The sequence below is a fragment of the Pseudomonas sp. TSO6 genome (genome assembly GCF_056098905.1).
On sequence record NZ_JBLZWV010000020.1, the window covers coordinates 82,253 to 95,506 of the forward strand.

Consider the following 13,254-nt stretch of genomic DNA (forward strand, 5'->3'; position numbering starts at 1 on the left):
AGCCCGGCCCGCGGGGAGACGGGCCGGGCATCGGGCGTACAGCTTACTGAGCCTTGGTGCCTTTTTCAGCTTTCCAGGCCTGGAACTCCTGCCACTCGGCTTTCTTTGCGGCGCGTTCCTTTTGCAGTTCGTCGAACTTCTTCTGCTGCTCAGGTTTGAGCAGATTGCGCACTGCGGTGTCGGTCTTGTCGCGGCTGGCTTGCAGCTCGTCCTTCATGGCTTTCTGGTCGGCGGCTGGCAGCTTGGCCAGGTAGCGCTCGTTGATTTCACGGCGCTGCTGCATCTGCTCGCCCATCAGCTTGCCGATCTGCTGGCGCTGGTCGCGGCTCAGGTCCAGTTGATGGAAAGGCGCATCACCGCGATGATGCGGGCCGTCGTGACGCGGGCCGCCTTCAGGCATGGCCATGGCCACGGTCGGCAGGGCGGCGGCGAACATCAGGGCGATAAGGGTCTTGCGCATGGTGTCTCTCCTTTCATAGGCCGGTGGTTACCGGATGAGCACAGTCTAGGGAGATCACCGTCAAGCGCAGTCAGCGGATGGTAAAGGCTCGGTAAAGATGGTCAGAGGCAGTAGTAATAGCCACGGCTACGCAGCGCCACGATGCGTGGACGGCCATCGGCATGTGGGCCGATCTTCTTGCGCAGGTTGCTGACATGCATGTCCAGGCTGCGGTCGTACAGGGTCAGTTTGCGGCCCAGGCCGATCTGCGCCAGCTCCTGCTTGTCCAGCGGTTCGCCGGGTTGGCGCAGCAGGGCTTCAAGAATGCGGCTTTCCGACAGGGTCAGGGTCATTTCACGGCCGTCGATGCTGGCCACGCCACGTGCCGGGCTGTACACCAGGTCGCCCAGTTCCACCTGGCTGGTGGTGGCGGTGGGGTGGCTGCGGCGCAGTACTGCCCGCAGGCGGGCTGTGAGCTCGCGCGGATCGCAAGGTTTGGCCAGGTAGTCGTCGGCGCCCAGTTCCAGGCCGAGAATGCGGTCCAGCGGCTCGCCCCGTGCAGAGAGCATCAGTACCGGCAGCTCGGCATGCTCGCTGCGCAATTGCTTGAGCAGCTCCAGGCCGCTGCCATCGGGCAGCATCACGTCCAGTACCACGGCCGCCGGCGCGTATTCGGCCAGGGCCTGGCGTGCGCTCTGGCCATCGTGGCAGGCACGCACCGTGAACCCTTCCTGGGTCAGCCAGCTGCCGAGCAGCTCGCACAGCTCCTGGTCATCATCAATCAGTAACAGCTCGCTCATGACTCACTCAATTCAACCATTGACGGCGGCTATTCGGCCCGCCAGTGGCAAAGATACCGCAGACTGATGGCAATCGTATAACTGCGGGTACCGCGTCGCCTTCTTCGCGGGCAAGCCCGCGAAGAAGGCGACTCAGTCTCAGGTCAAGGAAGTACTTGCTTGAACGGCTTGACGACGACTTTGTCGTACACGCCTGCAGCAATGTAAGGGTCGGCATCGGCCCAGGCCTGCGCCGCAGCCAGCGATTCAAATTCGGCAACGATCAGGCTACCGCTGAAACCGGCTTCGCCCGGGTCGTTGCTGTCGATGGCCGGGTGTGGGCCGGCCAGCACCACGCGGCCTTCGGCCTTGAGCTGCTGCAGGCGTTCGATGTGCGCCGGGCGGGCAGCCAGGCGCTTTTCCAGGGAGTTTGCGACGTCGCTGGCGATGATGGCGTAGAGCATGTCAATCCTTGGGTTTGGTAATGGAAGGGTCGTCGTGCAGGTGGCGCGACAGGTACACGCCTTGCGCCACCAGGAAGATCACGGTCATGCCCAGGCTGCCGAACACCTTGAAGTCGACCCAGAAGTCCTGGAAGGTGAAGGCGACGAACAGGTTGGCCGCGCCGCAGAACAGGAAGAAGCCGATCCAGGCAACGTTCAGCCGGGACCAGACGGCATCGGGTAGGGTCAGGGCATGGCCCATGATGCGCTTGATCAGCACCCGGTCACCGATGAAGTGGCTGCCGGCAAAGCCCAGTGCGAACAGCCAGTTCACCACCGGTGCTTTCCACTTGAGGAAGGTTTCGCTGTGGAAGGTGAGGGTCAGGCCACCGAACACCAGGCAGGCCACCAGGGTCAACCACTGGCCCTTTTCCAGCTTGCGCTGGCGCAGGAACAGCGCGCCGTACACCACCAGCGAGCTGATGATCAGCATGGCCGTGGCACTGTAGATGCCGCCGAATTCGAAGCTGTGGCCGGCGACTTCCATGGGGCGCGGGTCGAGCTTGTAGACGATGAAGAACAGCAGCAGCGGGATGAAATCGATGAATTGTTTCACAATGGCAGCCAGAATCGGGATGTGACGGCATAATAACAAACATCGATTCCAGCGAAAGCGCTCCTCCATGAATGTTGATCTGCACTGTCACAGTACGGCCTCCGACGGCGCCCTGTCGCCCTCGGTACTGGTTGCCCGGGCCCATGAGCACGGGGTGCAAACGCTGGCACTGACTGACCATGACACCCTCGAAGGCCTGGCCGAAGCACGCCAGGCCTGCACTGAACGGGGCATGCATTGGGTCAGCGGGGTGGAATTGTCGTGCACCTGGGGTGGCGCGACCATCCATGTGCTGGGTTATGACTTCCCGCTGGACGCGCCGCCCTTGCTGGCAGCGATTGAATCGCTGCACCGGGGGCGTTGGTTGCGCGCCGAAGAAATCGACAAACGGCTGGCGGCCAAAGGCATGCCGGGTACGCTCGAGGGCGCCCGCGCCGTGCAGCACGAGCTGGGCGACAGCGGCAACGCCCCGGCGCGCCCGCATTTTGCCGAGTACCTGGTGCGTGCCGGGCACGTCAAGGACCGTGGCGAGGCGTTTCGCAAGTGGCTGGGTGCCGGCAAGCTGGGTGACGTCAAGCAGCACTGGCCGACCCTCGACGAAACTGTCGCCACCCTGCGCCAGTCCAAAGCATGGGTGAGCCTGGCGCACCCCATGCATTACGACCTGACCCGCAGCAAGCGCAGAAGGCTGATTGCCGACTATATTCAGGCAGGCGGGCAGGCACTTGAGGTGGTCAACGGGATGATGCCGGCCGAGCAGGTGGGCACGATGTCCATCCTTACGCGTGAGTTCGGCCTGCTGGCAAGCGCTGGCAGTGACTTCCACGGCCCCGGCACCTGGGGAGAGATCGGTGCCTACCGGCCTTTGCCCGAGGACCTGCCACCTCTGTGGCGTCGATTCAGCCATGAACAGTCTTTGGCGCTATGAACAGGATGACTACGTGAGCCAATTTTTCCAGATTCATCCGGAGAACCCCCAGGCGCGCCTGATAAAACAGGCCGTCGAGATCATCCGCAAGGGTGGCGTGGTGGTGTACCCGACCGACTCGGCCTACGCGCTGGGCTGCCAGATGGGTGACAAGGCGGCGATTGAGCGGGTGCGTCGCCTGCGCGGGCTGGACAAGACGCACAACTTCACCCTGATGTGCTGTGACATGTCTCAGCTGGGGTTGTACGCCAAGGTCGACACCGGCACCTTCCGTCTGCTCAAGGCGCATGTGCCGGGGCCATATACCTTCATCCTCAACGGCACCCGTGAAGTGCCGCGGCTGCTGTTGCATGACAAGCGTCGCACCATTGGCCTGCGCGTACCGGCCCACGCCATCACGCTGGCCTTGCTGGCCGAGTTGGGCGAGCCGCTGATGAGCGTGAGCCTGATCCTGCCGGGCGACAGCGAGCCGATGACCGACCCTCACGAAATCCGTGAGCGGCTGGAGCATCACGTCGACCTGGTGATCGACGGCGGTTTCGGCGACCTCAAGGCGTCGACCATCATCGACTTGTCCGGCGATGAGCCGGAACTGATCCGCGAGGGCTGCGGCGACCCCACGCCGTTTCTGGTCAGCGCGTGAGCCAGGTGGAAACGCCGGAGGCACCGGCTGAGCAGGCCGAGTCGCCTCGGCAGCTGCAACTGGCCTTGGTCTACGGCGAAGCCCTGACCGAAATGCCGCTGGACCTGTACATCCCGCCGGATGCCCTGGAAGTCATCCTCGAAGCCTTCGAAGGGCCGCTGGACCTGCTGCTGTACCTGATCCGCAAGCAGAACATCGACATCCTCGACATCCCGGTGGCGGAAATCACCCGCCAGTACATGGGCTATGTGGAGCTGATGAAGAGTGTGCGCCTGGAGCTGGCCGCCGAGTACCTGGTGATGGCCGCCATGCTGGCCGAGATCAAGTCGCGCATGCTGCTGCCCCGTTCAGCCGATGTCGAGGAGGAGGAGGGCGACCCGCGCGCCGAGTTGATCCGCCGCCTGCAGGAGTATGAGCGTTTCAAGGCCGCGGCCGAAGGCATCGACGAACTGCCACGGGTGGGCCGCGATGTCGTGGTGCCGCGCCTGGAAGCACCGCAGGCCAAGGTGCGCAAGCTGTTGCCGCAGGTCAGCCTGGAAGAGCTGCTGGTGTCCATGGCCGAGGTAATGCGCCGCAACGACCTGTTCGAAAGCCACCAGATCAGCCGTGAGACCTTGTCTACCCGCGAGCGCATGAGCCAGGTGCTGGAGCGCCTCAAGGGCGGTGCTTTCGTGCCGTTCGGCGCGCTGTTTGCCGCTGAGGAGGGCAAGCTGGGTGTGGTGGTGACCTTCATGGCGGTGCTCGAACTGGTGAAGGAATCGCTGATCGAACTGGTGCAGAATGAACCCTTCGCCGCCATTCACGTGCGGCTTCGCCCAGCGCTTGTTGAAGAACCTGATGAACCTGAATGACCCCCGCGACCTGGCGTCACTGATCGAAGCTTTTTTGCTGGCTTCGGGCAAGCCGCAATCCCTGGAGCGCCTGTACGAGCTGCTCGAAGAGGGCGAGCGCCCCGAGCCCCACGTGTTCAAGCAGGCCCTTGAGGTGCTTGGCAAGTCGTGCAGCGGCCGTGCCTTCGAACTCAAGGAAGTGGCCAGCGGCTACCGCCTGCAAATCCGCGAAGACTTTGCGCCCTGGGTTGGGCGCCTGTGGGAAGAGCGCCCGCAGCGTTATTCGCGCGCGCTGCTCGAAACCCTGGCCCTGATCGCCTACCGCCAGCCCATCACCCGTGGCGAGATTGAAGACGTACGGGGCGTTGCGGTGAACAGCAACATCATCAGGACCCTGGTCGAGCGCGAGTGGATTCGTGTGGTTGGCTACCGCGAAGTGCCCGGGCGGCCAGCGATGTTTGCCACCACCAAAGGGTTTCTCGACCATTTCAACCTCAAGAGCCTGGATGAGCTGCCGGCCCTGGCCGAGTTGCGCGAAATGGAGCCGGAGCCGCTGCTCGACCCGGATGACGCGCCCGTGCCGGCGCACCTGCAGGCGTTGGCGGATGCCAGCCTTGGGGACGAAGAGGTTGAAGAGCCTAAGGACGAAACCAGCTTCCGTAGCTTGCTGGTGGAGCTTGATGCCATGGAGGAGGGGCTGAAGATCGATTTTGATGACTTGCGCGAGGAGGAGCCAGAGGCTTCCGTGGAAGAAGAGGGCAAGTTACAGCCCTGATTCTTCTTTTGGCAGTGCTGGCCCTATCGCCGGCAAGCCAGCTCCCACAGGGGTTTCGCAGGTTTTGAAAGTGGTGTTGCACTTGTGGGAGCTGGCTTGCCGGCGATAGGGCCAGTGAGCTCAACACAAGACCACTAGGCTGAAACCGCTCCCAATACTTGCAAAACCCTCTAACCTCCAGTGCGTTCCATTGCCGAACCGCGTATGATGCGCGGCCTTTTGGCGCGTTCGTCGCCAAGAACCTGTTTTCATTCCTACACCGGGAGGTGCCCAGATGAGTGAGCAAGACCTGCAAGATACCGAAATCACCCCGCCATCCGGCGAAAAGCTGCAGAAAGTGCTGGCGCGCATTGGCGTGGGCTCGCGCCGTGACGTCGAGGCCTGGATCAGCCAGGGCCGGATCAAGGTCAACGGCGTCGCAGCCACCCTTGGCCAGCGCGTCGACCTGCACGACGCCATTGCCGTAGACGGTAAGCTGATCAAGCGCGAAGAGGCCGCCGAGGCCACTCGCCGGGTGATCATGTACAACAAGCCCGATGGCGAAATCTGCACCCGTGACGACCCGGAAGGCCGTCCGACCGTGTTCGATCGCCTGCCACGGCCAAAAGAAGGCCGCTGGATCAACATCGGCCGCCTCGACATCAACACCACCGGCTTGCTGCTGTTCACCACCGACGGTGAGCTGGCCAACCGCCTGATGCACCCGTCCTACGAGATGGACCGTGAGTACGCGGTACGTGTGCGTGGTGAAGTCGACGACGAGATGATCGAGCGCCTGAAAGCCGGCGTAATGCTGGAAGACGGCCCGGCCAAGTTCACCGACATCCAGAAGGCACCAGGAGGCGAAGGCTTCAACCACTGGTACCACTGCGTGGTGATGGAAGGCCGTAACCGTGAAGTACGTCGCCTGTGGGAATCGCAGGGCATGGTGGTCAGCCGCCTGAAGCGCGTGCGTTTCGGCCCGGTGTTCCTCAACTCCGACCTGCCGATGGGCCGCTGGCGTGAAATGACCCAGGGCGAAATCGACATCCTGGCTGCCGAAGTGGGCCTGCAGCCAGTGGCGCTGCCTGCCATGAAGCTCAAGGCCAAGGACAAGATGGAGCGCCTGCAGCGCAAGTCGACCCGCCCGCTGGGCCGTGGCGAGCGCGTGCGCAACCTGCGCCCGGCTCACGAAGGTGCCGCCACTGGCGAGCGCCCGGCGCGTCAGCCGCGTGAAGAGGCTCCGCGTAAACCTAACCGTGGCAGCACGGTGGCCGAGCGCCCAAGCGATATGCGCAAGCGCCCGGGCAAGCCTGAGGGTGACAAGCCGGCAGGCCGTGGTCGCGGCAAGCCGCGTGGCTGATAAGCCAGTGTGGTAATCAAGAAACCAGCCTTCGGGCTGGTTTTTTTATGCCTGTGGGAATTGGCGGCTGCTTTGCAGCCCATACGACCGGTCTATAAGGTCTTGCGCGGCCATTGTAGGAGCGGCCTTGTGCCGCGAAAAGGGCCGCAAAGCGGCCCCAAGATATTGAACAAAAAAGATTTTTCGGACGACTGGCAAGTTCCTGAACCGCCCTGTAAAGAAATTTATACGAATGTAGCCGTTTTCAGTCCGCATTTCAGATCAAGCCCAATCGTGTAAACAAACCTTGCCGACGTCCAGGTGCCAAAGCCGCTGTCCTGGGCCCTCCCACCCTTGCCCAAACCCCCGTCCCCACGGTGTTATAGCCGCCATTGCCGTGTGCAAGAGCCCGTCCACAGAGCCGGGCTGACAAAACAACAAATGGAGGCGCCATGTACGCCGATCACTCCGCCTTTCAAGGCCCACACCACAGGATCGCTGCGTTTTTTCCGGATGGAAGGACGCAACGCGTTGACGCCTGCGCGTTTGCAGGGGTATACAGTGCGCCGCGTTTTACCTGTGACCCTCTTGCGTACCGCGCACTCTTGATCACGCCTGGTTGATCCGCCTCGGCGGCACCTGAGGTCAAGAAACCCAAGGTAACCACCTTGCCCATTCCGCTGCGCCACGAGCGCGGTGGGTCCGATTCCGTCACAGATAAAAACAATGCAGGTGACTTCGTTCATGAGTGGACAAAACATGCATTCAGGCGAGCTCAAGCGGGGCCTGAAGAACCGCCATATCCAATTGATCGCTCTTGGTGGTGCGATTGGTACCGGCCTGTTCCTCGGCTCGGCAGGCGTGATGAAATCCGCCGGCCCGTCAATGATCCTTGGCTACGCCATTTGCGGCTTCATCGCCTTCATGATCATGCGCCAGCTTGGCGAAATGATTGTCGAAGAGCCGGTGGCCGGCTCGTTCAGCCACTTTGCCCACACTTACTGGGGTGGTTTCGCCGGCTTCCTGTCGGGCTGGAACTGCTGGGTGCTGTACATCCTGGTGGGCATGTCGGAGCTTTCGGCGGTCGGCAAGTATGTTCACTACTGGTGGCCGGAGATCCCTACCTGGGTCACGGCGGCGGCGTTCTTCGTGCTGATCAACGCCATCAACCTGATGAACGTGAAGTTCTTCGGTGAAGCCGAATTCTGGTTTGCCATCATCAAGGTCGTGGCCATCGTCAGCATGATCGGCCTGGGTGCCTACCTGCTCACCAGCGGCAGCGGTGGCCCGGACGCCACCATCGCCAACCTGTGGTCCCATGGCGGCTTCTTCCCGAACGGTGTCAGCGGGCTGGTCATGGCCCTGGCGTTCATCATGTTCTCCTTCGGTGGCCTGGAAATGCTTGGCTTCACCGCTGCCGAGGCCGACAAGCCCAAGACCGTGATCCCGAAGGCGATCAACCAGGTCATCTACCGCATCCTGATCTTCTATGTCGGTGCCTTGGTGGTGCTGCTGTCGCTGACCCCGTGGGACAACCTGGTCGCCAGCATCGATGCCTCGGGTGGCAGCTACGGCAGCAGCCCGTTCGTGCAGGTGTTCTCGCTGCTGGGCAGTGACGTGGCCGCCCACCTGCTGAACTTCGTGGTATTGACCGCCGCGCTGTCGGTGTACAACAGCGGCACCTACTGCAACGCCCGCATGCTGCTGGGCATGGCCGAGCAGGGCGATGCCCCGGCGTCGCTGGCCAAGGTCGACAAGCGTGGCGTGCCAGTACGTGCGATCCTGGTGTCGGCTGCCGTTACCTTTGTCGCCGTGCTGCTCAACTACCTGATGCCGCAGAACGCCCTGGAGCTGCTGATGTCGCTGGTAGTGGCTACCCTGGTGATCAACTGGGCGATGATCAGCTACTCCCACCTGAAGTTCCGTCAGCACTTGGACCGTACCGGCCAGAAGCCGCTGTTCAAGGCGCTGTGGTATCCCTATGGCAACTACGTGGTAATGGCCTTCGTGGTGCTGATTCTGGGCATCATGCTGATGATCCCGGGCATCCAGGTTTCGGTGTATGCGATCCCTGTGTGGCTGTTTGCGATGTTCGTTATCTACATGGTCAAGCCGCGCCGCAGGATGAATGCGGGTGGGGTTGCGGGTACCGCAGCCAAGTAACTCGGCAACGTAGTCAGCAGAAACCCCAAGTCAGGCGACTGACTTGGGGTTTTTTGTTGTCTGTGCCGGCCTCTTCGCAGCACAAGGCTGCTCCTACAGGCGAACGCCGTTCCATGTGTAGGAGCAGCCTTGCGCTGCGAAGAGGCCGGTCCGGGCCACGTATCCTTCAGATCTGCTCCAGCAACCAGCCCCTGAATGCCCGTAACGACGGCAAGGCCTCATTCCGGGGCGGATAGATCAGGTAGTAACTACGCTGGCTGGCAAATGCCACCCCAGGGCTGTACAGCTCTGCCTTGGCCAACTCCTCCTCCACCAGAATGCGCGGCACAAGGCCGATACCAATCCCGGCCCGTACGGCCTGAATCAGGTGCGATGTCAGCTCAAAGCTCGGCCCCAGGCGCATCGACCGGTGCGGCAGGCCATGGTGCGAAAACCACTCGCCCCACGCATGGGGGTTGTTGGCCACATTCAGCAGCACCTCTTCACTGATTCTTGCCGGGCTCCAGCCCTGGCTATGTGCGCCGGCCTCCGGCGGCAGGATCACCACGAGTTCCTCGGCATGCAGGCGATGGCAGATCAGCCCCGGCAGATCATGGCTGGCCACACCGATGGCGGCATCGATTTCGCTGGTGTCGAAGTTGATGGCTTCGATGCGCGAATGAATGTGCACCAGCATGCCCGGGTGGGCGCTGTAGAACGCATGCAGCCTCGGCAGCAGCCATTTCGAGCCGAAGGTGGGCAGGGTGGCCAGGCGCAAGGTGCCCACCCCTGACTGGTAGGCCAGTGCCTGCAGGGTGGCGCTGCGGATGCGCCCCAGTGCCTCGCTGAGCTCGCGCTGGTACAGGCGGCCGACATCGGTCAGCTGCACCTGGCGGCCTTCGCGGCGAAACAGGGTCAGGCCCAGTTGCTGTTCTAGCGCCTGCACCTGGCGGCTGACCGCGCTCTGGGTCAGTGACAGTTCGGCAGCGGCGCGGGTGTAGCTTTCATGCCGGGCGGCGGCCTCGAATGCCAGCAGCAGCGACATGGACGGTGTCAGGTGGCGGTAATTCATTCATAAAAGTCATTGATAGCGGCAGGATTATCCGTTTGCCCCTGAGGCGAAACTACAGGAACATTGGCCTATACGTCACCCCGGCATGGCAACACCTATGCCGGAGCGACAGGAATCCCGTGAATTAGCCAATATCAAGAGGCCATCCTTCGATGATCGCCCAACTGCCGACCGTTGCACCGAGCGCCAACTACCCCGAATTCCTCGAAGCCCTGCGCAGCAGCGGCTTCCGTGGCCAGATCAGTGCCGACTACGGCACACGTACCGTGCTGGCCACCGATAACTCGATCTACCAGCGCTTGCCTCAGGCGGCGGTGTTCCCGCTGGACGCCGACGACGTGGCGCGGGTTGCCACGCTGATGGGTGACCCACGCTTTCAGGACGTCAAGCTGACCCCGCGCGGTGGTGGTACCGGCACCAACGGCCAGTCGTTGACCGACGGCATCGTCGTCGACCTGTCGCGGCACATGAACAAGATCCTCGAAATCAACGCCGAGGAGCGCTGGGTGCGGGTGCAGGCCGGTACGGTCAAGGACCAGCTCAATGCCGCGCTCAAGCCGCACGGCCTGTTCTTCGCCCCCGAACTGTCCACCTCCAACCGCGCCACGGTCGGCGGCATGATCAACACCGACGCCAGCGGCCAAGGCAGCTGCACCTATGGCAAGACCCGCGACCACGTACTGGAGCTGCACAGCGTGCTGCTCGGTGGCGAGCGCCTGCACAGCCTGCCGATCGACGATGCCGCGCTGGAGCAGGCCTGCGCCGCGCCCGGCCGGGTCGGCGAGGTGTACCGCATGGCCCGCGAGATTCAGGAAACTCAGGCTGAACTGATCGAAACCACCTTCCCCAAACTCAACCGTTGCCTGACCGGCTACGACCTGGCGCACCTGCGCGACGAGCAGGGCCGCTTCAACCTCAACAGCGTGCTGTGTGGCGCCGAAGGCTCGCTGGGTTACGTGGTCGAAGCCAAGCTCAACGTGCTGCCGATCCCCAAGTACGCGGTGCTGGTCAACGTGCGCTACACCAGCTTCATGGATGCCCTGCGCGACGCGAACGCGCTGATGGCACACAAGCCACTGTCCATCGAGACCGTCGACTCCAGGGTGTTGATGCTGGCGATGAAAGACATCGTCTGGCACAGCGTTGCCGAATACTTCCCGGCCGACCCCGAGCGCCCCACCCTGGGCATCAACCTGGTGGAGTTCTGTGGCGACGAGCCGGCGGAGGTCAACGCCCGGGTGCAGGCTTTTGTCGAACACTTGCAGGCGGACACCAGCGTCGAGCGCCTGGGGCATACCCTGGCAGAAGGCGCCGAGGCGGTCACTCGCGTCTACGTCATGCGCAAGCGCTCGGTGGGCTTGCTGGGTAACGTCGAGGGCGAGGTGCGCCCGCAGCCTTTTGTCGAAGACACCGCGGTACCGCCGGAGCAGTTGGCCGACTACATCGCCGACTTCCGCGCGCTGCTCGATGGCTACGGCCTGACCTACGGCATGTTTGGCCACGTCGATGCCGGCGTGCTGCACGTACGCCCGGCACTGGACATGAAAGACCCGGCCCAGGCTGCGCTGGTAAAGCCGATTTCCGATGCGGTGGCGGCGCTGACCAAAAGCTACGGCGGTTTGCTGTGGGGCGAGCACGGCAAAGGCCTGCGCTCCGAATACGTGCCGGAGTACTTCGGCAAGCTGTACCCGGCGCTGCAGCGCCTGAAGGGTGCCTTTGACCCGCACAACCAGCTCAACCCGGGCAAGATCTGCACCCCGCCAGGCAGCGCCGAAGGCCTGACCCCGGTCGATGGCGTGACCCTGCGCGGCGACCTCGACCGTACCATCGACGAGCGCGTGTGGCAGGACTTCCCGAGTGCCGTGCACTGTAACGGCAACGGCGCCTGCTACAACTACGACCCCAACGACGCCATGTGCCCGTCGTGGAAGGCCACCCGCGAACGCCAGCATTCGCCCAAGGGCCGTGCTTCGCTGATGCGCGAATGGCTGCGCCTGCAGGGCGAGGCGAATATCGACGTGCTGGCCGCGGCGCGCAACAAGGTGTCGTGGCTCAAGGGCCTGCCAGCGCGCCTGCGCAACAACCGCGCACGCAGCCAGGGGCAGGAAGATTTCTCCCATGAAGTATACGACGCCATGGCCGGATGCCTGGCGTGCAAGTCGTGCGCCGGGCAGTGCCCGATCAAGGTCAACGTGCCGGACTTCCGTTCACGCTTCCTCGAGTTGTACCACGGTCGCTACCAGCGCCCGCTGCGTGACTACCTGATTGGCTCGCTGGAATTCAGCATTCCGTACCTGGCCCACGCGCCAGGGCTTTACAACGCGGTGATGGGCTCGAAGTGGGTGACCTGGCTGCTGGCCGACAAGATCGGCATGGTCGACAGCCCGCTGATCAGCCGTTTCAACTTCCAGGCCACCCTGACCCGCTGCCGCGTTGGCGTGGCCACTGTGCCGGCCCTGCGTGAACTGACCCCGGCCCAGCGCGAACGCAGCATCGTGCTGGTGCAGGACGCCTTTACCCGCTACTTCGAAACGCCGCTGCTGTCAGCCTTTATCGACCTGGCCCACCGGCTGGGTCATCGGGTGTTCCTGGCGCCGTACAGCGCCAACGGCAAACCGCTGCATGTGCAGGGCTTCCTCGGTGCATTCGCCAAGGCGGCGATCCGCAACGCCACCCAGCTCAAGGCCCTGGCCGACTGCGGCGTGCCGCTGGTGGGCCTGGACCCGGCAATGACCCTGGTGTATCGCCAGGAATACCAGAAAGTGCCAGGGCTGGAAGGTTGCCCGAAGGTGCTGTTGCCGCAGGAGTGGCTGATGGATGTGCTGCCCGCACAGGCGCCGACCGCGCCGGGCAACTTCCGCCTGATGGCGCATTGCACCGAGAAGACCAACGTGCCAGCCAGCACCCGGCAGTGGGAGCAGGTGTTTGAGCGTTTGGGCCTGAAGCTGGTGACCGAGGCGACGGGGTGCTGCGGCATGTCCGGTACCTACGGGCACGAGGCACGTAACCAGGAGACATCGCGGACCATCTTCGAGCAGAGCTGGGCGACCAAGCTGGACAAGGAAGGGGAGCCGTTGGCGACAGGCTACTCGTGCCGTAGCCAGGTCAAGCGCATGACCGAGCGCAAGATGCGCCACCCGCTGGAAGTGGTGTTGCAGTACGCCCAGCGTTAATCTTCAGGGCCTCGGGGCTGCTTTGCAGCCCTATCGCCGGCAAGCCAGCTCCCACAGGATCGTCACAATGTTCAGGCCTGTGGTGATCCTGTG

Annotated in this window: 12 protein-coding genes; 7 read left to right on the forward strand and 5 right to left on the reverse strand. The window is 63.1% G+C overall.

Features of this window, described 5'->3' with window-relative positions; all coding sequences use genetic code 11:
* Positions 1–43: 43 nt before the first annotated feature.
* The 4 genes from ACN6NG_RS06305 to ACN6NG_RS06320 all read right to left on the reverse strand — a co-directional run bounded on the left by ACN6NG_RS06305 (position 44) and on the right by ACN6NG_RS06320 (position 2,277).
* Positions 44–460 (reverse strand): Spy/CpxP family protein refolding chaperone, encoded by a 417-nt coding sequence (locus ACN6NG_RS06305; protein WP_016498470.1) that lies wholly within the window; start codon positions 458–460, stop codon positions 44–46.
* A 101-nt stretch (positions 461–561) separates the two neighbouring features.
* Positions 562–1,239, reverse strand: coding sequence for a response regulator transcription factor (locus ACN6NG_RS06310; protein ID WP_236198047.1), 678 nt, complete (start codon positions 1,237–1,239; stop codon positions 562–564).
* A 143-nt stretch (positions 1,240–1,382) separates the two neighbouring features.
* Positions 1,383–1,682: a YciI family protein gene (locus tag ACN6NG_RS06315; RefSeq protein WP_012273585.1), complete on the reverse strand. Its 300-nt coding sequence runs from the start codon at positions 1,680–1,682 to the stop codon at positions 1,383–1,385.
* Between the two features lies 1 nt (position 1,683).
* Positions 1,684–2,277, reverse strand: a complete 594-nt coding sequence (locus ACN6NG_RS06320) for a septation protein A (protein WP_041167641.1) — start codon at positions 2,275–2,277, stop codon at positions 1,684–1,686.
* A 67-nt stretch (positions 2,278–2,344) separates the two neighbouring features.
* Here ACN6NG_RS06320 and ACN6NG_RS06325 point away from each other — a divergent pair, with 67 nt between their 5' ends.
* The 6 genes from ACN6NG_RS06325 (at position 2,345) to ACN6NG_RS06350 (ending at position 8,937) form a co-directional block, all read left to right on the forward strand.
* Positions 2,345–3,205 carry a PHP domain-containing protein gene (locus ACN6NG_RS06325; RefSeq protein WP_474313261.1) on the forward strand — a complete coding sequence of 287 codons (861 nt, stop codon included), beginning with the start codon at positions 2,345–2,347 and terminating at the stop codon, positions 3,203–3,205.
* A gap of 13 nt (positions 3,206–3,218) precedes the next feature.
* Entirely contained in the window at positions 3,219–3,848 is a 630-nt protein-coding gene (locus ACN6NG_RS06330; protein WP_041167971.1) for an L-threonylcarbamoyladenylate synthase, read from the forward strand.
* Between the two features lie 125 nt (positions 3,849–3,973).
* On the forward strand, positions 3,974–4,699 hold the full coding sequence (locus ACN6NG_RS06335) for a segregation and condensation protein A (RefSeq protein WP_162801848.1): 726 nt from the start codon (positions 3,974–3,976) through the stop codon (positions 4,697–4,699).
* Positions 4,686–5,453 carry an SMC-Scp complex subunit ScpB gene (gene scpB / locus ACN6NG_RS06340; RefSeq protein WP_063423038.1) on the forward strand — a complete coding sequence of 256 codons (768 nt, stop codon included), beginning with the start codon at positions 4,686–4,688 and terminating at the stop codon, positions 5,451–5,453. The genes ACN6NG_RS06335 and scpB overlap by 14 nt, the downstream gene beginning before the upstream one ends.
* A 274-nt stretch (positions 5,454–5,727) precedes the next feature.
* A complete protein-coding gene (rluB, locus tag ACN6NG_RS06345; RefSeq protein ID WP_016498477.1) occupies positions 5,728–6,795 on the forward strand; it encodes a 23S rRNA pseudouridine(2605) synthase RluB in 1,068 nt (355 codons plus the stop codon).
* Positions 6,796–7,518: 723 nt separating this feature from the next.
* Complete coding sequence (locus ACN6NG_RS06350) at positions 7,519–8,937, forward strand: amino acid permease (protein ID WP_236198052.1); 1,419 nt, start codon at positions 7,519–7,521, stop codon at positions 8,935–8,937.
* A gap of 166 nt (positions 8,938–9,103) precedes the next feature.
* On the opposite strand, the gene ACN6NG_RS06355 is transcribed toward ACN6NG_RS06350, so the two are convergent.
* Complete coding sequence (locus ACN6NG_RS06355) at positions 9,104–9,988, reverse strand: LysR substrate-binding domain-containing protein (protein WP_063423039.1); 885 nt, start codon at positions 9,986–9,988, stop codon at positions 9,104–9,106.
* A 152-nt stretch (positions 9,989–10,140) separates the two neighbouring features.
* On the opposite strand from ACN6NG_RS06355, the gene ydiJ reads away from it, so the two are divergent.
* A complete protein-coding gene (gene ydiJ, locus ACN6NG_RS06360; RefSeq protein WP_474313266.1) occupies positions 10,141–13,161 on the forward strand; it encodes a D-2-hydroxyglutarate dehydrogenase YdiJ in 3,021 nt (1,006 codons plus the stop codon).
* The last annotated feature ends 93 nt before the right edge of the window (positions 13,162–13,254 follow it).

Bases quoted from the DNA above. Each gene is read 5' to 3' on its own strand.
- ACN6NG_RS06310 (WP_236198047.1), bottom strand. From the start codon at position 1,239: ATGAGCGAGCTGTTACTGATTGATGATGACCAGGAGCTGTGCGAGCTG.
- rluB (WP_016498477.1), top strand. From the start codon at position 5,728: ATGAGTGAGCAAGACCTGCAAGATACCGAAATCACCCCGCCATCCGGC.
- ACN6NG_RS06325 (WP_474313261.1), top strand. From the start codon at position 2,345: ATGAATGTTGATCTGCACTGTCACAGTACGGCCTCCGACGGCGCCCTG.
- ACN6NG_RS06355 (WP_063423039.1), bottom strand. From the start codon at position 9,988: ATGAATTACCGCCACCTGACACCGTCCATGTCGCTGCTGCTGGCATTC.
- ydiJ (WP_474313266.1), top strand. From the start codon at position 10,141: ATGATCGCCCAACTGCCGACCGTTGCACCGAGCGCCAACTACCCCGAA.
- scpB (WP_063423038.1), top strand. From the start codon at position 4,686: ATGAACCTGAATGACCCCCGCGACCTGGCGTCACTGATCGAAGCTTTT.
- ACN6NG_RS06350 (WP_236198052.1), top strand. From the start codon at position 7,519: ATGAGTGGACAAAACATGCATTCAGGCGAGCTCAAGCGGGGCCTGAAG.
- ACN6NG_RS06305 (WP_016498470.1), bottom strand. From the start codon at position 460: ATGCGCAAGACCCTTATCGCCCTGATGTTCGCCGCCGCCCTGCCGACC.
- ACN6NG_RS06315 (WP_012273585.1), bottom strand. From the start codon at position 1,682: ATGCTCTACGCCATCATCGCCAGCGACGTCGCAAACTCCCTGGAAAAG.